Below are 19,662 nucleotides of genomic sequence, written 5' to 3' on the forward strand. Positions count from 1 at the left end.
AGAAACATAGCAAGGGTCGTGCCGTACCCAAGGCAGAAACGACAAAGGGCCCCCGAAGGGACCCTTTGCTTTTTACATCAACCGCTTATTACGCGAACGGGTGGCGCAAAACGATGGTCTCGTTGCGGTCCGGGCCCGTCGAAATAATGTCGATCGGCGCGCCGATCAGCTCTTCAACGCGCTTGATGTAAGCGCGGGCGTTGGCTGGCAGCTCTTCCAGGGTTTTGGCACCTACGGTCGACTCGGTCCAGCCCGGCACTTCTTCGTACACAGGCTGCAGGCCCACGTAGCTGTCAGCGTCAGTCGGGGCAACGTCCTTGCCTTCTGCATCTTTGTAGCCGACGCAGATGTTGATGGTTTCCAGACCGTCGAGTACGTCCAGCTTGGTCAGGCAGATGCCCGAGATGCTGTTCACATCGATAGCGCGACGCAGGATAACCGCGTCGAACCAGCCACAACGACGAGCACGACCGGTAGTCGCGCCGAACTCGTGACCTTGCTTGGCCAGATGAGCACCCACATCGTCAAACAGTTCTGTCGGGAATGGACCCGAACCGACCCGCGTGGTGTACGCCTTGGTGATGCCCAGGATGTAGTCCAGGAACATCGGGCCAACGCCCGAACCGGTAGCAACACCGCCAGCGGTTGTGTTGGAGCTGGTCACGTACGGGTAGGTGCCGTGGTCGATGTCCAGCAACGAACCTTGGGCGCCTTCGAACATGATGTCTTTGCCAGCGCGACGCAGATCGTGCAACTCGGCAGTCACGTCCAGCATCAGCGGCTTGAGCAGCTCAGCGTATTCCTTGCACTCGGCCAGGGTCGTCTCGAAGTCGATGGCCGGCTCTTTGTAGTAACCCACCAGCATGAAGTTGTGGTATTCCACCAGCTCACGCAGCTTGTCTTCAAAACGCGGCATGTTGAGCAGGTCGCCAACACGCAGGCCACGACGCGCAACCTTGTCTTCGTATGCCGGGCCGATGCCGCGACCGGTAGTACCGATCTTCAGCTCGCCACGGGCCTTTTCACGGGCCTGGTCCAGCGCTACGTGGAAGGACAGGATCAGCGGGCAGGACGGGCTGATACGCAAGCGCTCACGCACCGGTACGCCTTTCTCTTCCAGCTTGGTGATCTCGCGCAGCAGGGCGTCAGGTGCAACCACCACGCCGTTACCGATCAGGCACTGCACGCCTTCGCGCAGTACGCCCGAGGGGATCAGGTGCAAGACGGTTTTTTCGCCATCGATGACCAGGGTGTGGCCAGCGTTGTGGCCACCCTGGTAGCGCACTACGGCGGCAGCATGTTCGGTCAGCAGATCAACGATCTTGCCTTTGCCCTCATCACCCCATTGGGTGCCCAGGACTACGACATTCTTACCCATAACACTTGTCCTCATTCGCGCAAACTTGGTGCCGGCAACGGCCGGCAGGAAAACTCAAGAAGCCAGTGGCGATACTTGCCAAAGCCCGTTCTGCTGAATCAATTGCCGGTCGCAGTCCGCTTCACGGGCGGCGGCCAATGGCTGCCCAGGCAAGGCCTGGACAACACGTTGACCCTCACTGCGCAACTGGCAAACCTGCTGCCAGAGTGCCGCGTCCGTACTGTCGGGCATCCAGATACCGCCAGACGGTAACTCGACCTCAGCACGCCCCAGGGTCACCAGGGTTTTCAAATCGGTGGAAAAACCGGTCGCCGGACGGGCGCGGCCAAAATCGGCGCCGATATCGTCATAACGACCACCCTGGGCGATGGCTTGGCCAACACCCGGGACAAACACTGCGAACACCACACCGGTGTGGTAGTGGTAACCGCGCAACTCACCCAGGTCGAAGTACAACGGCAACTGCGGGAACCGCGCCGACAGGCGCTCGGCAATCGCCAGCACGTCGTCCAGAGCCGCCAACACCGGGGCCGGCGCATTGGCCAGGCGATCACGGGCAGCGGACAGCACTTCACGACCACCACACAGACCCACCAGCGAACGCAACATACCCGCCAGATCAGCCGGCACGCCCTCGGTCAGGGCAATCACTTCATCGATAGCCTTGCGTTGCAGGGCATCGAACAACTGCTGCTCCACTTCACCGGACAAACCAGCGGCACGGGCCAGGCCACGGTAAATACCGACATGCCCCAGGTCCATGTGCACATCCGGCACATCGGCCAGTTGCAGCATCGCCAGCATCAGGCTGATAACTTCCACGTCGCTGCTCGGGCTGGCATCGCCATACAACTCGGCGCCCAGTTGGATCGGGCTGCGCGAAGACGACAAGGCCCGCGGCTGAGCATGCAGGACACTGCCGGCATAGCACAGGCGGCTCGGACCTTCACGGCGCAAGGTATGCGCATCGATGCGCGCCACTTGCGGAGTGATGTCGGCACGAAAGCCCATTTGCCGGCCCGATTGCGGGTCGATGACCTTGAAGGTGCGCAGATCCAGGTCCTGGCCCGCGCCGGTCAGCAGGGATTCCAGGTACTCGATATGGGGGGTCACGACAAACTCGTAACCCCAGCTCTGGAACAGATCCAACACCTGGCGACGCGCAACTTCAATGCGCGCAGCTTCCGGTGGCAGTACTTCTTCGATGCCATCTGGCAGCAGCCAGCGGTCTACCGTTGCCATTACGCCATTCCCCTATGATCCGGGCGGCCAGCCCTCAGGCGTGCCTTGAGTGAAGCAGAAAATGCCCGGCTCTTGCATAAACCACGCGCAAGAGCGACGTGACGAACGACCACTAATCGGCCTCGTCGGGCACTTTCCTCGAAAAACCTGTCGCGTCCGCGGACACAAAATAACAATCAAACATGCAGACGCAAAAAAGCCGGGAATTTCCCGGCTGCCGCATCATACACCCGTTTTCTCAAAGGATCACCCCGCCCGGCATTTTAGCCGCCAGACGGAGCGATTCTCAGGTCAAGTGCGGGTTACTTGGACTTTTCCAGGTAGCGGAAGAAATCGCTACTTGGGTCCAGCACCATGACGTCGGTTTTGTTCGCGAAGCTTTCACGGTAGGCACGCAGGCTACGGTAGAACGCGTAGAACTCCTGATCCTGGCCATAAGCCTTGGCGTAGATCGCCGCCGCTTGAGCATCACCATCACCACGAGCCTCTTCAGACTCGCGATAAGCCTCTGCCAACAGTACACGACGCTGACGATCGGCATCCGCACGGATACCCTCGGCCAGCTCGTTACCCTTGGCGCGGTGCTCACGCGCTTCACGTTCACGCTCGGTGCTCATACGCTCGAACACGCTGCGGTTCACTTCCTTCGGCAGATCAATGGCCTTGACCCGAACATCGATCACTTCGATGCCCAGTTCCTTTTCAGCCATCTTGTTCAGCGAAGCCGTGATATCCGCCATCAGCGCATCACGCTCACCGGACACCACCTCGTGCAGGGTGCGTTTACCAAACTGGTCACGCAGGCCCGACTCCAGACGGCGCGACAAACGCTCGTCAGCAATCTGCTTGAGGCCGGAGGTCGCGGTGTAGAAGCGCTCGGCATCCTTGACGCGCCACTTGGCGTAGGCATCAACCATGACAGCTTTCTTTTCCAGGGTCAGGAAGCGCTGTGTCGGTGCATCCAGCGTCATCAGGCGGGCGTCGAACTTGCGCACCTGGTTAACGTAGGGGACTTTCACATGCAGGCCCGGCTGGACATCCGCCTGGACCACACGACCGAATTGCAGCAACACCGCGCGCTCGGTCTGAGACACGATGTAGAAGCAGTTCCAGGCAGCGATGACCACGACGACGCCCACAATCAGGGCGGTCAGCGATTTATTGCTCATCAACGACTCTCCCTGGTACGTGATTGCTGTTGCTGCAAGTCAGCGGCCGCACGGGCACTCGCTTCATTGGCAGCGGCAGTCGAACCGTTGGACGGCGTACTGCTGCCACTACGACCACCTTCGATCATCTTGTCCAGCGGCAGGTAAAGCAGATTGTTCTGCCCGCCCTTGTTGCCGGTCACGAGAACCTTGCTGGTGTTGGTGAAGACTTCCTGCATGGTGTCCAGGTACAGACGCTCACGGGTGACTTCCGGTGCCTTGCGGTACTCGGCCACCAGCTTGGTGAAGCGATCAGCCTCACCCTTGGCGCGGGAGACCACTTCGTCGCGGTAACCGTTGGCATCTTCAAGGATACGCTGGGCCTGACCACGGGCTTCCGGCACGACGCCGTTGGCGTAGGTTTCTGCCTGGTTGCGCGAACGCTGCTCGTCTTCACGGGCACGGATCACGTCATCGAAGGCTTCCTGTACTTCACGCGGTGCAGCTGCGCTCTGTATGTTGACCTGGGTGACGGTGATACCGGTGCGATACGTGTCGAGGAACCGCTGCAGGCGCTCCTTGATCTCGCTGGCCATCAACTCACGACCTTCCGTCAGTACCTGATCCATTGCGGTGGAACCCACCACGTGGCGCAGGGCACTTTCGGTCGCTTGTTGCAGGCTGATTTCCGGCTGATCGACGTTCAGCACGAAGTCCTGGAGGTTGCTGATCTTGTACTGCACGGTCAGCGGCACTTCGACGATGTTCTCGTCCTCGGTGAGCATCTGGCCCTGCTTGGTGTAGGCACGCTCACGCGTGACGTTTTCCATGTACTTCTTGTCGATCGGCGGGAAGTAGATATTCAGGCCCGGGCCGACAGTCTCGTAGTACTTGCCGAAGCGCAGCACCACGGCTTGCTCCTGCTCGTCCACCACGTAGACCGCGCTGTACAGCCAGACAGCCGCCAGCACGACGAGACCGATGCCGAGCAGGCCGTAACCACCGCCCTTGCCCGAACCACCGCCTTCGTCACCACTACCACGTTTCTTTCCACCACCGAACAACCCATTCAGGCTTTCCTGCAGCTTTCGGAAGGCCTCGTCGAGATCCGGTGGCCCCTTGCGGTCGCCATTATTGCGGCGCTTACCACCCCAAGGATCCTGATTATTCGAGTTGCCACCCGGCTCATTCCAAGCCATAGCGCTCTCCATCTGATAAAGCAAAGACGCACCCACGGCGCGCCGACCAATGCTACAGAATGCCTGCTACAGCGGCACAACCGCTTTCTCAGGCTTTTATTGCAAAGTGTGTTGTTCGAGGAACTCAGTCGGTACGACACCTTCACGACTGACCAGCCGATTAAGCTCCGAACGCGGTAATCGAACGGCCAGCAAGCTGACACCTTCTTCGTCGTGTTCTTCTTTCTGTACCGCCCCCAGCTCGAAAAACTGTGCACGCAGTCGAGCAAAACGCTGGGGCAAGCGCAAGGTGCCAACAAACAAATCGCTGCCCAACAACTCGGCAATGGCTTGTTCAAGCAATTCCAGGCCACTGCCATCACGCGCCGAAAGCCAGACCCGCTGGGGCCTGCCGTTTTCATCGCGCTGGATTTGTGGCTCAACGCCTTCAAGCAAATCGAGTTTGTTATAGACCTCGAGGATCGGCAAGTCCTGGGCACCAATCTCGCCCAACACCACCATTACCTGTTCAATCTGCAACATGCGATCCGGTTCGGCCGCATCGATCACGTGCAACAACAAGTCGGAGTTGCTCGACTCTTCGAGCGTAGACCGAAATGCCTCGACCAGCTTGTGAGGCAAGTGGCGAATGAAACCCACGGTATCAGCCAGGACAATCGGTCCCAGATCGTCCAGTTCCAGACGGCGCAAGGTTGGGTCGAGCGTGGCAAACAGTTGGTCGGCCGCGTACACGTCCGATTTCGTCACGTTGTTGAAGAGCGTGGATTTACCAGCGTTGGTGTAGCCCACCAGGGAAACGGTAGGGATATCCGCACGCATACGGCCGCGTCGCGATTGCTCGCGCTGGCTGCGCACCTTCTCCAATCGTCCCTTGATCTGTCGCAGGCGAACCCGCAACAAACGACGGTCAGTTTCCAGCTGGGTTTCACCCGGGCCACGCATGCCGATACCGCCACCCTGACGTTCAAGGTGAGTCCAGCCACGGACCAGCCGGGTACTCATGTGGTCCAGCTGGGCCAGTTCAACCTGGAGCTTGCCTTCATGGGTACGCGCGCGTTGGGCGAAAATATCGAGAATCAGGCCCGTACGGTCGATCACGCGGCACTCGAAAACACGTTCGAGGTTACGTTCCTGACTGGGCGTGAGGACATGATTGAAAATAACCAGATCGACCTGTTCGGCATGGACCAGGTCGCGTAACTCTTCGACCTTGCCGCTGCCAATCAGGTATTTGGCGGTTGGCCGATGACGCGGCACGTTAAAAAACGCGACGGTCTCGGCGCCAGCCGAATTTGCCAGCTCCTGAAACTCCTGCGGATCTTCGCGCGCCTCAGGGTCCTGACCATCCAAATGAACGAGGATTACCCGCTCACCACCACCGTGGCGCTCAAAGAACAAAGGAGACTCCTATCAGGCGTTACCTGGCTCAGCGTCACCCTGTTCGGCATCGGTTGCACTAGGCAGACGAATTGGACGAACCGGCACTACTGTCGAGATAGCGTGTTTGTAAACCATCTGGCTGACGGTGTTTTTCAGCAGGATAACGAACTGGTCGAAAGACTCGATCGTACCTTGCAGCTTGATGCCGTTGACCAGATAGATGGAAACCCCAACTTTCTCTTTACGTAAAGTATTCAAGTAAGGGTCTTGTAGCGAATGCCCTTTTGACATGTGCCGCACTCCTTTAAGGATCAATAATAAAAATCGGAAAATAGATAGCTCGTAGCCGTCACACCCCCAAGGATAGACGGCAATTGCAAGGACTCAGCTCAATATGGAGACCGTTCCCAAGTATTTCAAGGTGCGTGACAGATTGTCGCAATCCAGACTGTCCAGCCAATGCAAGTCAGTCCAGCTGCGTAGCCAGGTGAACTGGCGCTTCGCCAATTGGCGCGTGGCAATGATGCCGCGCTCCTGCATTTCGGCTGACGTCAACTTGCCATCCAGATGATCCCAGACTTGGCGGTAGCCTACAGCACGTATCGAAGGTAACCCGGGATGCAGATCACCTCTGGAACGCAGTGCTACGACCTCTTCCACGAACCCCTGTTCCAACATAATTGTGAATCTTTGTGCAATTCGCTCATGCAGCACCTGACGATTCGCCGGGGCGATGGCCAGATTCGCCACAGTATAGGGCAATTGTGAGTGTCCCGAGGCGCCTGCGTCAGCACTTTGCGCAGTTTGTTTCAGCCTGTGTTCAGTCATGGTCTGCCCACTGACCCGCCAGACTTCCAGGGCTCGCGTCAGGCGCTGGGGGTCATTGGGGTGAATCCGCGCAGCAGACACCGGATCCACCCCTGCCAACTGGTCATGCAGGGCTTGCCAGCCAAGGCGTGCAGCCTCTTCTTCCAACTCGGCGCGCACTTGGGGATCGGCCGGCGGCATATCTGCCAGCCCTTCCTGCAAAGCCTTGTAATAGAGCATCGTGCCGCCCACCAGCAGCGGAATATTGCCCCGCGCGGTGATTTCAGCCATTGCGGCCAGGGCGTCGGTGCGAAAATCCGCCGCCGAATAGCTTTGGGCCGGGTCGATGATGTCGATCAATCGGTGCGGATACTGGACCAGCAGTTCCTTTGAAGGCTTGGCGGTGCCGATGTCCATGTCCCGGTAAACCAGGGCGGAATCGACACTGATCAGCTCGCAAGGCAAGACTTTGGTCAGTTCGATGGCCAGGTCCGTCTTGCCGGCGGCAGTCGGGCCCATCAGGAAGATGGCCGGAGGTAGAGCGCTCATCAACGACCGCGCAAGAATAGTTTGTCCAGATCGTCCAGGCCCATTTGGGTCCAGGTCGGTCGGCCATGGTTGCATTGGCCGCTGCGCTCGGTGTTTTCCATGTCCCGCAGCAAGCCGTTCATTTCCGCCAGGGCCAGGCGCCGGTTGGCGCGGATCGCACCGTGGCAAGCCATGGTGCCGAGCAGTTCGTTGATGTGCGCCTGGATCCGGTCACTGGTGCCGTACTCCATCAAGTCTGCCAGCACGTCGGCTACCAGCCGGTTGGCTTCAGCTTGCTTGAGCAACGCTGGAATCTGGCGGATAGCCAGGGTTTCCGGGCCCAGGCGCTGCAGTTCAAAGCCGAGCTTCTGGAACACGCTGACATGCTCTTCCGCGCAATCGGCTTCGCGCTGGCTGACTGCCAGGGATTCCGGTACCAACAACGGCTGGCCACTCAGGCCTTCACTGGCCATGGCAATTTTCAAGCGTTCGTACATGATCCGCTCGTGGGCGGCGTGCATGTCCACCAGCACCAGACCTTGGGCGTTTTCCGCAAGAATATAAATACCCTTGAGTTGCGCCAGGGCATAACCCAACGGTGGGACATCGCCTTGGCCTTCCGGCAAGGCGACAGAGCCCGGCTCAGCACCGGGAAGCGGCGCAAAGAACTCGCGATAGGCCGCCTGGGCCTCGGCCACCGGCACTGCCGATTGCGGACGCGGGGTGTATTGATACTGATAGCCTGCGCCCGCCCCCGAGCCCGGAGCCGTATAACTCGGCTGGGCTTGCGGCGATTGCAGCAAATTGGCCGCCAGGCTCATTTCACCCTGGGGCCCGAACTCACCGGCTTCCGGCCCCGAAGGACGGACAATGGCCGTCGCAATCGGCGCCGCCAGGTGATCATCCGGCCGCACATCGCCAAGGGCACGGTGCAAGGTGCCATAAAGGAAGTCATGCACCATGCGCCCGTCACGGAAGCGCACCTCGTGCTTGGTCGGGTGCACGTTGACGTCCACCACCGACGGGTCGACCTCAAAAAACAACACAAACGTCGGGTGCCGCCCGTTGAACAACACATCGCGGTACGCCTGACGCACCGCATGGGCCACCAGCTTGTCGCGCACCGCCCGGCCATTCACAAAGAAGTACTGCAAGTCTGCCTGGCTACGGGAGAAGGTCGGCAAACCGACCCAACCCCACAAGCGCAAGCCATTGCGCTCTATTTCAATGGGTAAAGCCTGTTCCAGGAACCCCGAGCCACAGACTGCCGCCACACGCCGGGCGCGAGCTGCATCGTCATTGGCTTCATGCAGGCTAAGGATGGTCTTGCCGTTATGGCGCAGATGAAAAGCCACGTCGAAGCGGGCCAAGGCCAGGCGCTTGATGACTTCCTGCAGGTGATCGAATTCGGTTTTCTCGGCCTTGAGGAATTTGCGTCGCGCCGGGGTATTGAAGAACAGGTCGCGCACTTCCACCGAGGTGCCCACAGGATGCGCGGCCGGCTGAACCCGGGGCGCCATGTCGCGGCCTTCCGTTTCTACCTGCCAGGCCTGGTCGGCGTCACGGGTGCGGGAGGTCAGGGTCAGGCGCGCCACGGAACTGATAGAAGCCAGCGCCTCACCGCGAAAGCCCAGGCTCATCACCCGTTCAAGGTCTTCCAGGTCGCGAATCTTGCTGGTGGCGTGACGGGCCAGGGCCAGCGGCAGGTCATCGGAGGAGATGCCGCTGCCATCGTCACGCACCCGCAGCAGCTTGACACCACCTTGTTCAACATCGACGTCGATGCGCTTGGCACCGGAGTCGATGCTGTTTTCCAGCAACTCCTTGATCACCGAGGCCGGCCGCTCGACCACCTCGCCTGCCGCAATCTGGTTGGCCAGGCGCGGGCTTAGCAACTCAATGCGCGAGGTGTTGCTCAATACCGATTCGCTCATTACTGCGCCGCCAGTTCAGTGCCAGGAATGGTCAACACTTGACCGACCTTCAGTTCGTCGGTCGTCAGCTTGTTGGCACTGCGCAAAGTCGCCGCAGAAACCTGGAAGCGCACCGCCAGCATCGCCAGGGTGTCGCCCGGCTGGACTCGATGATCACGCGGGCCCTGGGCAATTTTCCCGGAGTCACGCAGCCAGGCGATATACGTACCCGGTGGCGGATTCTGCTGGAAGAACTGACGAACACCGGCGCTGATGGAACGCGCCAGCGCCTGCTGGTGGCTGGAGGAGGCCAGTTTCGAAGCTTCATTGGAGTTGGAGATAAACCCGGTTTCCACCAGGATCGATGGAATGTCCGGCGATTTAAGCACCATGAACCCGGCCTGCTCCACGCGCTGTTTGTGCAGCGAGGTGACACGACCGATATTGCTCAGGACTTTCTGCCCGACGTTCAGGCTGGAAGTCAGCGAGGCCGTCATCGACAGGTCGAGCAATACGCCGGCGAGCATCTTGTCCTTGTCGTCGAGGGACACGTTGCCGGCCCCGCCGATCAAGTCGGAACGGTTTTCACTGTCCGCCAGCCAACGGGCGGTCTCGGAGGTGGCGCCGCGCTCAGACAGGGCAAACACCGAGGCACCAAAGGCGGCGGTCGACGGCGCAGCATCCGCGTGGATCGAGACGAACAGGTCGGCGCCCTTCTTGCGGGCAATCTCAGTACGGCCACGCAACGGAATGAAGTAGTCGCCGGTACGGGTCAGCTCGGCGCGGTAGCCTTTCATGGCGTTGATCTGGCGCTGCAGCTCACGAGCGATGGCCAGTACCACGTCTTTTTCATGCTGGCCGCGCGAGCCCGAGGCGCCCGGGTCTTCCCCGCCGTGACCGGCATCGATGACCACGATGATGTCGCGCTTGCCGGCCGGAGCCGGCGGCAATGGTGGCAGTTTGACCTGAGGCTGCGACTGGTTGACCGGCACTGCGGGTACCGTCGCCACGCTTGGCGTTGGCGCAGGTGGCGGCGCGGCGTCGGCGGCGTTGTCGAACAGGTCGACCACCAGCCGGTTGCCGTACTGGGCGTTGGGCGCCAGGGAGAAACTTTTCGGAGTCACGGCCTTTTTCAGGTCGATGACCACCCGCAAATCCGTCGGCGTACGTTGGGCCGAGCGCATGGAGGTAATCGGCGTATTGGCCGTGGAGACTTTCAACGGCGCGGCCAGGGTCGCACCGTTGATGTCGATCACCAGGCGATCAGGCGCCGTCAGGGTGAAGACGCTGTGCTGGACCGGGCCAGACAGGTCGAATACCAGTCGCGTGTTATCCGGTGCCCGCCACAGGCGAACACTTTTCACCTGTGAAGCGGCCAGAGCATTGACAGTCATTGCCGCAAGCAACACCCCTACGACAGTAACCAACGCGCGAAAGCGCATACCTAACCCCATCAATTATTTGAATTCCAATGCCAAGGCGACGCACCACGACTCACCGCGCGCACCTTGGGGCAACAACTTCAGCTGACGTCCACTCTTATGCGGGCTAATGGTAATGGTCAGGTCGGGCTTTGGCAAAAAGCCTGTGCCTTTATCCGGCCACTCGATCAGACACAAGGCATCTTCGTCGAAGTAATCGCGGATGCCCATGTACTCCAATTCCTCGGGATCCACCAACCGGTACAGATCGAAATGGAAGGCCCGCACTGCGCCGATCTCGTAGGGTTCGACCAAGGTAAACGTAGGACTCTTCACCGCGCCGTCATGACCCAGCCCGCGAATAATGCCTCGGGACAAGGTGGTTTTACCGGCACCCAGATCCCCTTCCAGAAAGATCAGCCCCGAGCCTTTGGTGACCTCGGCAATGCGTTTGCCGAACGCGACCATGGCCTCTTCATCAGCCAGAAAAAGGGTTACTTCAGACACGGTGACTGTTCCTCCAACAACTGACGAATGGCGGGAATCAGATCGCTGGCCGCCAGCCCGCGACCCAATGTACCTTGGCGATCCCCGGCGGTCGCGTGCAACCAGACCGCCAGACAAGCGGCGTCAAATGCCGACATCCCCTGGGCCAGCAAAGCACCCACCAGACCGGCCAACACATCGCCCAGACCGGCTGTCGCCATCGCCGGGTGGCCCTGATCACAGCGGGCAACCCGACCGTCAGGGCTGGCAATCAAACTGCCAGCGCCTTTCAAGATCGCCACCGCATTGAATTTCTGACTTAACGCGCGCGCTACGTTAAGGCGGTTCGCCTGAACCTCGGCTGTCGAAATCCCCATCAACCGGGCCGCTTCACCTGGATGCGGGGTGATCACGCAGTTGACCGGCAGGCTGACAGCGCCCATCGCCAGCAGATTCAGCGCGTCGGCATCCCAGACCTGCGGCTGCCGCGCATTCGCCGCCACCGACAGTAGGCTCTTGCCCCAGGACGCTTCGCCAAGGCCGGGACCGATAACGATCACCGAGACCTTTTCCAGCAAGCCCATCAACTGGTTGGCCGAATGCACGCCCAGGGTCATGACTTCCGGCAGGCGCGCCAAGGCAGCCGGCACATGTTCACTGCGGGTCGCCAGGGAAACCAGGCCAGCGCCGCTGCGCAGCGCGCTTTGTGCGCTGAGCAAGGCCGCGCCACCGAACCCACGGTCGCCGCCAATCAGCAAGACATGACCAAACTGGCCTTTATGGGCATCCGGGGAACGGGCAGGCAGTTGCGGCAATTGGCCGGGCAACAGGTGCTGAACGTCGGTTATTTCGTGTTTTGTCTGCGGCATGCGTCTTCAAGCTCCGATGTCTGGCAGAATTATACGCATCTAACCTGCGGTTTCTCTTGTCTCATGCCTGCTATCACCTCCGACCTGCCCGCCCTCGCCCAATCGATCAAAGACTGGGGCCGTGAGCTGGGCTTTCAACAAGTGGGCATCAGCGGCCTCGACCTGGCCGAGCATGAGCAACACCTGCAGCGCTGGCTCGACGCCGGCTACCATGGCGAGATGGACTACATGGGCGCCCATGGCAGCAAACGTTCCCACCCTGAAGAACTGGTACCCGGCACCTTGCGCGTGGTCTCCCTGCGCATGGATTACCTGCCCGGCGACACACACATGGCGCAATTGCTGGCTCAACCCGAAAAAGCCTACATCTCCCGTTACGCCCTGGGCCGCGACTACCACAAGCTGATCCGCAAGCGCGTGCAGCAACTGGCGGACCGGATTCAGGCGCAAATCGGCCCGTTTGGCTTTCGCGCCTTTGTCGACAGCGCCCCGGTACTGGAAAAAGCCATCGCCGAACAGGCCGGTTTAGGCTGGATCGGCAAAAACACCCTGGTGCTCAATCGCAAGGCCGGCAGCTACTTCTTCCTCAGCGAACTGTTTGTCGACCTGCCGTTGCCGGTCGACCCGCCTCACACCACCGAACACTGTGGCCGCTGTACCGCCTGCCTGGACATCTGCCCGACCAATGCTTTCGTCGGGCCTTACGTACTCGACGCCCGGCGCTGCATTTCCTACCTGACCATCGAGCTCAAGAGCGCCATCCCCGAAGACTTGCGCCCACTGATTGGCAACCGTGTGTTCGGCTGCGATGACTGTCAGATCGTGTGTCCGTGGAATCGTTTCGCACGCACCTCGGCCGAAAGCGATTTCAAGCCTCGGCACAATCTGGATAACGCAGAACTGGCCGAGTTGTTTATGTGGGACGAGGATAAATTCCTCAGCAGCACCGAAGGCTCCCCCCTGCGCCGCGCCGGTTATGAGCGCTGGCTACGCAATCTGGCGGTAGGGTTGGGCAACGCTCCGTCGAGTATTCCGGTGCTGGAAGCCCTGAAAGCACGGCGGGATTACCCATCCGAGCTGGTACGCGAACATGTGGAATGGGCGCTGAAGCAGCACGCCGAGCGTCAGTGTTCGTCGTTGTAGACAAACTTGGGCATTTCCCAGTGAAACCGGATCGCCAGCAAACGCAATAGAAAGCCACTGAACAGCGTAAGCAGGATTGCCTGCTCGCTGGGCAACTGCAGATAGATGCAGAGCATGTAGAACCAGGCGGCAAGGAACGACACGCTGGCATACAGCTCACGGCGGAAAATCAACGGGATGTCGTTGCAGAAGATATCCCGCAGGATGCCGCCAAATACCCCGGTAATGACACCGCTGACCGACGCCACCAACATGCCGTGGCCCATTTCAAGGGCGGTCATGCAGCCGATCAGGGTGAAGGCCACCAGACCCACGGCATCCAGCGCCAGGAACAGCGAGCGCAGATGGCGCATCAGTGGCGCAATGAAGATTGTCACCAGCGCGGCGACGGAGGTCAGCACCAGGTATTCCGGGTGCTTGACCCAGGTCAGCGGGTAGTGACCGAGCAGCACATCGCGCACCGAACCACCACCCAGCGCCGTCACGCAGGCAATCAGCACCACACCAAACCAGTCCATGCCACGCCGACCGGCGGACAAGGCACCGGTCATGGCTTCGGCGGTGATGGCGATGAGGTAGAGCATCAGCAGCATGGGGGCGATCCTTGCAATGAGGCGCGCAGTCTAATCATTTGGTGATGGCACCAAAAGGGGGCGACCGGCGAAAGACCGTGTCGCCCACCTTCGCGAGCAAGCCCGCTCCCACATTTTGATTTGCGAACACATTCAAATGTGGGAGCGGGCTTGCCTGCGATGGCGCCCGTTCAGACGCCTCAAAATCAGAACTTGATGAAATGCTTGCGGTAATGCTGCAACTCGGCGATCGACTCGCGAATGTCATCCAGTGCCAGATGAGTGCTGCCCTTGTGGAAGCTGTCTTTGACTTCCGGCGCCCAGCGTGCGGCCAGCTCTTTCAAGGTCGACACATCCAGGTTGCGGTAATGGAAGTAGCTTTCCAGCGCCTTCATGTGGGTATAAAGAAAGCGGCGGTCCTGGCAAATGCTGTTGCCGCAGATCGGCGACTTGCCCTTGGGCACCCACTTTTCCAGGAAGGCGATGGTTTCAGCTTCGGCCTCGGCCATGCTCACGCGGCTTTCACGCACGCGCTGGGTCAGGCCCGAGTTGCCGTGGGTGCGGGTGTTCCACTCGTCCATAGTGGCGAGGACTTCATCACTGTGGTGGATGGCGATCACCGGGCCTTCGGCCAAGGTGTTGAGGTTGCTGTCGGTGACGATGGTCGCCATTTCGATGATGACGTCGGTGTCAGGGTTCAGACCGGTCATTTCCAGATCGATCCAAATCAGGTTCTGTGGGTTTTGCATGTCTTGGTTCCTTGGCACCTTGGCGTAGCTGCGCAGTTTAGCAGGCAGGGCGTGCTAGACTCGCGACCGTTTTACCTAACCTTTGCATTATCGACACGGAACACCCATGGCCAAACGCCAGCTCAACCGTCGCCAAAACTGGCGCATCGAAAAGATTCAGGGTGAACGCGCTGCCCGCGCCGCCAAACGTGAATCCTCCGCCGTGGAAGCGCTGGAAGGCGGCGACCTGGGCCCCGAACAAACGGGGCTGGTGATCGCGCACTTCGGTGTGCAGGTCGAGGTCGAGGCCAAGGAAGGCGAACACGCAGGCTCGGTGTTCCGCTGCCACTTGCGCGCCAACCTGCCTGCGCTGGTAACCGGCGACCAAGTGGTCTGGCGTGCCGGCAACCAGGGCATCGGTGTGATCGTCGCGCAACTGCCGCGTACCACCGAGCTGCGTCGCCCGGACAGCCGTGGCCAGCTCAAGCCGGTGGCGGCCAACGTCGACATGATCGTCATCGTCTTCGCCCCGCTGCCCGAGCCCCATGCCAACCTGATCGACCGCTACCTGGTAGCCGCCGAGCACGCGGGTATTCGTCCGCTGCTGCTGCTGAACAAGTTCGACCTGATCGACGAGCAGAACGCACCGGCGCTGAATGCGTTGCTGGCGGTCTACCGCACCCTGGGCTACCCGGTGCTGGAAGTCTCGGCCCATCACGGTAACGGCATGGAACAACTGCAAGAGCAGTTGGATGGCCGCATCAGTGTGTTCGTTGGCCAATCGGGCGTGGGCAAGTCGTCGCTGGTCAACAGCCTGCTGCCGGAAGTCGAGACTCGTGTCGGCCCGCTGTCGGAGCTTTCCGGCCAGGGTACGCATACCACCACCACGGCGCGGCTGTTCCACTTCCCGGGCGGCGGTGAGTTGATCGACTCCCCGGGGATCCGTGAGTTCGGCCTGGGCCACGTCAGCCGGGCGGACGTGGAAGCGGGCTTTATCGAGTTCAACGAACTGATCGGCACGTGCCGCTTCCGCGATTGCAAGCATGATCGCGAGCCGGGTTGTGCGCTGCTCAAGGCACTGGAAGACGGCCGCGTGCAACAGCAGCGAATGAACAGCTATCGCTCGATCATCGCCAGCTTGCCGGAAACCAGTTACTAAAATGAAATACCTGTAGCCGCTGCCGCAGCCTGCGGCAGCGGCTACAGAGTTGCGTTATGAGCCAGTGGCGGGCTGAGTCGGGTCTTTCATCCCGCCGTCATCAAACAGGTTCAGCTTCTGGCGCAGCTCGTGAGCGGGTAGCGGCTCCTGCTCAGGTGGCAGCGCATTCGGATCCGCCAGCACTTCACCCGGCGCACCAGCGCCCTGAGTGGGCACCGGCGGTTGCGCGGCACCCTGCTCACCTTCAATCGCGCGCTGGGCCTTTTTGGTCAGCACTACGATATCAATGCGGCGGTTCACCGGGTTGAACGGGTCCTTGATATCAAACAGCTGCGAAGAAGCAAAACCCACTACTCGCGCCACTTGCTCGTCCGGATAGCTACCCGCCACCAAGGCGCGACGTGCGGCGTTGGCACGGTTGGCGGACAGCTCCCAGTTACCAAAATCACCCAGGCCCGAATACGGCTTGGCATCCGTGTGGCCACTGATACTGATCTTGTTCGGCACCGCCTTGATGGTGTCAGCCATGGCCAGCAGGATGTCCTCGAAGTACGGTTTCAAGCGCGCACTGCCGGAGTCGAACATTGGCCGGTTGGCAGCATCCATGATCTGGATACGCAAGCCATCCGGAGTGATCTCGAACAGGATCTGGTCCTTGAACTTCTCCAACTGCGGATTCTCGTCGACCTTCTTCTGCAACTCTTGCAGGAGCAATTCCAACCGTTCGTGCTCGACCTGTTCGGCCATGCTTTCGACGGTGTCTCGCTCGATGGGAATATTTTCCTGGGGCGACTCGGTCTTCACTTCCGGGTTAATGGTGCGCTCGGGGGCCAGTTGCGGCGAGCCGCCCAGGTCGATCACAAAAGGCGTGCCACTCTCGGAGAAGCCGATGGGATCCTTGAAGTAACCGGCGATGGCGATCTTTTGTTCCGGCGTGGCAGTGGACATCAGCCACAACACCAGGAAGAACGCCATCATCGCCGTCGCAAAGTCGGCAAAGGCGATTTTCCAGGCGCCGCCGTGATGCCCCGCAGCGAAGCGCTTGACGCGCTTGATAATGATCGGCTGGTTGTTTTCCATGGCTTAGCGACCGCGAACTGCTTGTTCCAGCTCGGCAAAGCTCGGACGGTGCTTCGGATACAGAACCTTGCGCCCGAACTCCACAGCCAGGGACGGTGGCATACCAGAAGCGGAGGCCACCAGGGAGGCCTTGATTGCTTCGTATACGTTCAGTTCTTCCTTGGCATCATGGGCCAGGGAAGTCGCCAGTGGGCCGAAGAAACCATAGGCGGCGAGAATACCGAAGAAGGTCCCCACCAGTGCCGCCCCCACGTGCATGCCGATGGCTTTCTGGTCACCTTCGCCGAGGGACGCCATGGTCACCACGATCCCGAGGACTGCCGCGACAATACCGAAACCGGGCATGCCGTCGGCGATGCCAGTCACGGCGTGGGATGGGTGTTCAAGCTCTTCTTTCAAGCTGAACAATTCCATGTCGAACAGACCTTCCAGCTCGTGGGGCGCCATGTTGCCGGAGGACATGATGCGCAGGTAATCGCAGATATAGGCGGTCATGCGTTCGTCTTTGAGCACGGCCGGGTACTTGGCGAAAATCGGACTCGCCGCAGCGTCCTCGATGTCGCCTTCAATGGCCATCATGCCTTCGCGGCGGCTTTTGTTGAGAATCTCGTAGATCAGCCCCAGCACTTCCAGGTAGAAGGTGTGGGAAAAGCGCGAGCTGAACATGCCCAGCGACTTCTTGATCACGTGCATGGTCATGTAGCCAGGGTTGGCTTGCAGGAATGCACCGAATGCCGCGCCACCAATGATCAGCACTTCGAAGGGCTGGATCAGTGCCGCAATTTTACCGTGGGAAAGGACGTATCCGCCGAGCACGCTCGCGATGACGACGATGATGCCGATAATTTTAGCCATAGGGGATGAGTACTTGTGCCGTCGGGTTCATGGACATATTCGGAAGATCTGAAAACTCTTCTTCTACTTATCGGCAAATCTGCGCCAGACTATAGCCCGTTAAGGCGAAAAGCCAGTTCGGCCCGCTCCGGGCGTGTTGACCGCAAGTGATGATCGCGCGCTAATCATGGTTAATGAAACGACAGTTCCAACTCCCAAACCCAACACAATTGCCGGCTGGATAAAGCGGCTGGACGAGGTTGCGCTGCCTGTTCCCCAGGCGAGCCACGAACGGGTGTGCAAAGCCATCGGCGACAGCCGCCGATCATTGAGAGAGATTGCTGAGCTGATGCAAAACAGCCCGGCGCTGGTACTCAGCGTGATGCGCGAAGCGAACCATCACACCCACGGCAGCCTGTCGGAACCGGCGGAAAACCTTGAGGTGGCAATCAACCGCCTCGGTCTTGAACGCACCGCAGAACTGCTGGCCCGCCTGCCGTCCGTGCCCCTCAATGAAATCCCCGTGGCCCTGCGCCAGTTGCAAATGATCAGCCAGCACGCCTCGCAACAAGCCAATGGCCTGTTCGCCAGTCGCCTGGCGCGGCTGTGGCAAGACATCCACTGGGGCAGCCTGCTGTTTCTGTCACCACTGTGGCCGATGGCGATTACCTATCCCAAGCTGCTGGAGGAGTGGGAGCTGCGGGTGATCCACAAAGGCCAGTGCGCACACAAGGTCGAGCAGGCGTTGTTTGGCGTACGCCTGCTGGAGCTGTGCCTGGGCCTGACCGAAGCCTGGCGACTGCCGATCTGGGTGTCCCAGGGCTACACCTTGCTGCTGAACGAACAGCGCCTGTTGGTCAAAGTGCTGCACATTGCCCGCGAAGAAGAGCCATTGCGCCAACAGCAATTGCTGGATGCCGACCCGACGCTGCGGCGCTGGCTGAACCAGCCGGCCAACACCGTGCTGCTGGCCAACGGCCTGGCCATGTCGGCCCAGGAGTCCTGGACCTGCCCGCACACTCAACGCTGGCAATACCTGACTGCGCTGTACTTGCAGCAACCCTTGAGTGAAGTGCAGCAACAGGTGCATCAACACGCGGTCACCAGTGCCCGTAACGACCTGATGAGCGATCTCTGGCACCCGGCGCTGTCGCTGATCTGGCCGTGGAATGTGCAACGGGTCCATCGCGGTTTGCTCCCGGCACCGCCGCCGACTGCCGAAGCCCTGGCAGTCTGGCGTAAGCACTGCACCGAACTGCTGATGGAACCGAGCCGCTTTGCCAACGCCATGCACCTGACCACCTGCGCCAAAGAGGCCTTGGCGGCCTGCGGCATGCAACGGGTCATGTTGCTGATGGCAGACCGAGCCTTGAGCACCTTGCGGGTACATCAGATCGACGGCCTGCCCAAGGATGCCGCCCACCTGAGTCTGGACGTCACGCAAAGTACGCTGCTACAGCGACTGCTGGAAAAGTCCGCCCAAGTACGCCTGACGCCGGATAATCACGCCCAGTTTTCGGGGCTGTTACCTACTCAGTTGCGGCGCCTGTTTGTCGGCCAACACCTGCTGTTACGCTCCTTGAGCAGCAACGGCCGAGTAGTGATGCTGATGGTGGCCGACCAAGGCGGTGGGCCGTTCTCGGAAACCACCGTGCAAGCCTTCGGTAAAACGGCCCAGTGCATCGAGAAGGCTCTGCACACCTTTACCAACCGCAGCGCTTGATGCTTGCGCTACAATCGCCCTCCTCTACAGCCCCACACTTGTGCCCAGGAGA

At 60.2% G+C, this 19,662-nt stretch carries 18 protein-coding genes; 3 read left to right on the plus strand and 15 right to left on the minus strand.

The features are described 5' to 3' along the window. Positions 1–88: 88 nt before the first annotated feature. The 11 genes from GNF76_RS08780 to GNF76_RS08830 form a co-directional block, all read right to left on the minus strand. Positions 89–1,378 (minus strand): adenylosuccinate synthase, encoded by a 1,290-nt coding sequence (locus tag GNF76_RS08780; protein WP_155582788.1) that lies wholly within the window; start codon positions 1,376–1,378, stop codon positions 89–91. Positions 1,379–1,432: 54 nt separating this feature from the next. Beyond that, positions 1,433–2,620: an ATP phosphoribosyltransferase regulatory subunit gene (locus tag GNF76_RS08785; RefSeq protein WP_155582789.1), complete on the minus strand. Its 1,188-nt coding sequence runs from the start codon at positions 2,618–2,620 to the stop codon at positions 1,433–1,435. Between the two features lie 302 nt (positions 2,621–2,922). Next, positions 2,923–3,789, minus strand: coding sequence for a protease modulator HflC (gene hflC, locus GNF76_RS08790; RefSeq protein ID WP_155582790.1), 867 nt, complete (start codon positions 3,787–3,789; stop codon positions 2,923–2,925). Further along, positions 3,789–4,967 (minus strand): FtsH protease activity modulator HflK, encoded by a 1,179-nt coding sequence (gene hflK / locus GNF76_RS08795; RefSeq protein ID WP_155582791.1) that lies wholly within the window; start codon positions 4,965–4,967, stop codon positions 3,789–3,791. Before hflK ends, hflC begins: the two co-directional genes overlap by 1 nt. Positions 4,968–5,063: 96 nt before the next feature. Next, positions 5,064–6,365, minus strand: a complete 1,302-nt coding sequence (hflX, locus tag GNF76_RS08800) for a ribosome rescue GTPase HflX (RefSeq protein ID WP_155582792.1) — start codon at positions 6,363–6,365, stop codon at positions 5,064–5,066. A gap of 12 nt (positions 6,366–6,377) precedes the next feature. Beyond that, positions 6,378–6,638, minus strand: coding sequence for an RNA chaperone Hfq (hfq, locus tag GNF76_RS08805; RefSeq protein WP_094950970.1), 261 nt, complete (start codon positions 6,636–6,638; stop codon positions 6,378–6,380). A 93-nt stretch (positions 6,639–6,731) separates the two neighbouring features. Beyond that, complete coding sequence (miaA, locus tag GNF76_RS08810; RefSeq protein WP_155582793.1) at positions 6,732–7,703, minus strand: tRNA (adenosine(37)-N6)-dimethylallyltransferase MiaA; 972 nt, start codon at positions 7,701–7,703, stop codon at positions 6,732–6,734. Further along, the gene (gene mutL / locus GNF76_RS08815; protein WP_178123255.1) at positions 7,703–9,601 is read right to left on the minus strand and encodes a DNA mismatch repair endonuclease MutL; all 1,899 of its coding nucleotides are present in this window, start codon (positions 9,599–9,601) and stop codon (positions 7,703–7,705) included. The genes miaA and mutL overlap by 1 nt, the downstream gene beginning before the upstream one ends. A 14-nt stretch (positions 9,602–9,615) precedes the next feature. After that, positions 9,616–11,049: an N-acetylmuramoyl-L-alanine amidase gene (locus tag GNF76_RS08820; RefSeq protein ID WP_218585285.1), complete on the minus strand. Its 1,434-nt coding sequence runs from the start codon at positions 11,047–11,049 to the stop codon at positions 9,616–9,618. Positions 11,050–11,052: 3 nt separating this feature from the next. Then, entirely contained in the window at positions 11,053–11,523 is a 471-nt protein-coding gene (gene tsaE / locus GNF76_RS08825; RefSeq protein WP_178123241.1) for a tRNA (adenosine(37)-N6)-threonylcarbamoyltransferase complex ATPase subunit type 1 TsaE, read from the minus strand. After that, positions 11,511–12,371, minus strand: coding sequence for an NAD(P)H-hydrate dehydratase (locus tag GNF76_RS08830; RefSeq protein ID WP_155582796.1), 861 nt, complete (start codon positions 12,369–12,371; stop codon positions 11,511–11,513). The genes tsaE and GNF76_RS08830 overlap by 13 nt, the downstream gene beginning before the upstream one ends. Positions 12,372–12,434: 63 nt before the next feature. Here GNF76_RS08830 and queG point away from each other — a divergent pair, with 63 nt between their 5' ends. After that, the gene (gene queG, locus GNF76_RS08835; RefSeq protein ID WP_155582797.1) at positions 12,435–13,514 is read left to right on the plus strand and encodes a tRNA epoxyqueuosine(34) reductase QueG; all 1,080 of its coding nucleotides are present in this window, start codon (positions 12,435–12,437) and stop codon (positions 13,512–13,514) included. Here queG and GNF76_RS08840 read toward each other — a convergent pair. Both GNF76_RS08840 and orn read right to left on the minus strand, forming a co-directional pair. After that, a complete protein-coding gene (locus GNF76_RS08840; RefSeq protein ID WP_155582798.1) occupies positions 13,496–14,107 on the minus strand; it encodes a trimeric intracellular cation channel family protein in 612 nt (203 codons plus the stop codon). The genes queG and GNF76_RS08840 overlap by 19 nt on opposite strands. Positions 14,108–14,292: 185 nt before the next feature. Further along, positions 14,293–14,835, minus strand: a complete 543-nt coding sequence (gene orn / locus GNF76_RS08845; protein WP_155582799.1) for an oligoribonuclease — start codon at positions 14,833–14,835, stop codon at positions 14,293–14,295. 106 nt (positions 14,836–14,941) lie between these two features. Here orn and rsgA point away from each other — a divergent pair, with 106 nt between their 5' ends. Then, positions 14,942–15,973, plus strand: a complete 1,032-nt coding sequence (gene rsgA / locus GNF76_RS08850; RefSeq protein ID WP_155582800.1) for a small ribosomal subunit biogenesis GTPase RsgA — start codon at positions 14,942–14,944, stop codon at positions 15,971–15,973. A 54-nt stretch (positions 15,974–16,027) separates the two neighbouring features. Here the strand turns inward: rsgA and motB are convergent, their stop codons facing one another. Then, complete coding sequence (gene motB / locus GNF76_RS08855; RefSeq protein ID WP_155582801.1) at positions 16,028–17,053, minus strand: flagellar motor protein MotB; 1,026 nt, start codon at positions 17,051–17,053, stop codon at positions 16,028–16,030. Positions 17,054–17,056: 3 nt separating this feature from the next. Further along, complete coding sequence (motA, locus tag GNF76_RS08860; RefSeq protein WP_155582802.1) at positions 17,057–17,908, minus strand: flagellar motor stator protein MotA; 852 nt, start codon at positions 17,906–17,908, stop codon at positions 17,057–17,059. Between the two features lie 166 nt (positions 17,909–18,074). On the opposite strand from motA, the gene GNF76_RS08865 reads away from it, so the two are divergent. After that, the gene (locus GNF76_RS08865; protein WP_155582803.1) at positions 18,075–19,610 is read left to right on the plus strand and encodes an HDOD domain-containing protein; all 1,536 of its coding nucleotides are present in this window, start codon (positions 18,075–18,077) and stop codon (positions 19,608–19,610) included. Positions 19,611–19,662: the final 52 nt, after the last annotated feature.

It is taken from the genome of Pseudomonas spelaei (genome assembly GCF_009724245.1).
Lineage (GTDB): Bacteria > Pseudomonadota > Gammaproteobacteria > Pseudomonadales > Pseudomonadaceae > Aquipseudomonas > Aquipseudomonas spelaei.

What these genes read in the sequence shown, in the direction of transcription:
- hflK (WP_155582791.1), bottom strand. Translation starts at nt 4,967, where the DNA reads ATGGCTTGGAATGAGCCGGGTGGCAACTCGAATAATCAGGATCCTTGG.
- orn (WP_155582799.1), bottom strand. Translation starts at nt 14,835, where the DNA reads ATGCAAAACCCACAGAACCTGATTTGGATCGATCTGGAAATGACCGGT.
- GNF76_RS08785 (WP_155582789.1), bottom strand. Translation starts at nt 2,620, where the DNA reads ATGGCAACGGTAGACCGCTGGCTGCTGCCAGATGGCATCGAAGAAGTA.
- GNF76_RS08865 (WP_155582803.1), top strand. Translation starts at nt 18,075, where the DNA reads ATGGTTAATGAAACGACAGTTCCAACTCCCAAACCCAACACAATTGCC.
- rsgA (WP_155582800.1), top strand. Translation starts at nt 14,942, where the DNA reads ATGGCCAAACGCCAGCTCAACCGTCGCCAAAACTGGCGCATCGAAAAG.
- queG (WP_155582797.1), top strand. Translation starts at nt 12,435, where the DNA reads ATGCCTGCTATCACCTCCGACCTGCCCGCCCTCGCCCAATCGATCAAA.
- GNF76_RS08840 (WP_155582798.1), bottom strand. Translation starts at nt 14,107, where the DNA reads ATGCTGCTGATGCTCTACCTCATCGCCATCACCGCCGAAGCCATGACC.
- hflC (WP_155582790.1), bottom strand. Translation starts at nt 3,789, where the DNA reads ATGAGCAATAAATCGCTGACCGCCCTGATTGTGGGCGTCGTCGTGGTC.
- GNF76_RS08780 (WP_155582788.1), bottom strand. Translation starts at nt 1,378, where the DNA reads ATGGGTAAGAATGTCGTAGTCCTGGGCACCCAATGGGGTGATGAGGGC.
- GNF76_RS08820 (WP_218585285.1), bottom strand. Translation starts at nt 11,049, where the DNA reads ATGGGGTTAGGTATGCGCTTTCGCGCGTTGGTTACTGTCGTAGGGGTG.
- motA (WP_155582802.1), bottom strand. Translation starts at nt 17,908, where the DNA reads ATGGCTAAAATTATCGGCATCATCGTCGTCATCGCGAGCGTGCTCGGC.
- GNF76_RS08830 (WP_155582796.1), bottom strand. Translation starts at nt 12,371, where the DNA reads ATGCCGCAGACAAAACACGAAATAACCGACGTTCAGCACCTGTTGCCC.
- miaA (WP_155582793.1), bottom strand. Translation starts at nt 7,703, where the DNA reads ATGAGCGCTCTACCTCCGGCCATCTTCCTGATGGGCCCGACTGCCGCC.
- motB (WP_155582801.1), bottom strand. Translation starts at nt 17,053, where the DNA reads ATGGAAAACAACCAGCCGATCATTATCAAGCGCGTCAAGCGCTTCGCT.
- hfq (WP_094950970.1), bottom strand. Translation starts at nt 6,638, where the DNA reads ATGTCAAAAGGGCATTCGCTACAAGACCCTTACTTGAATACTTTACGT.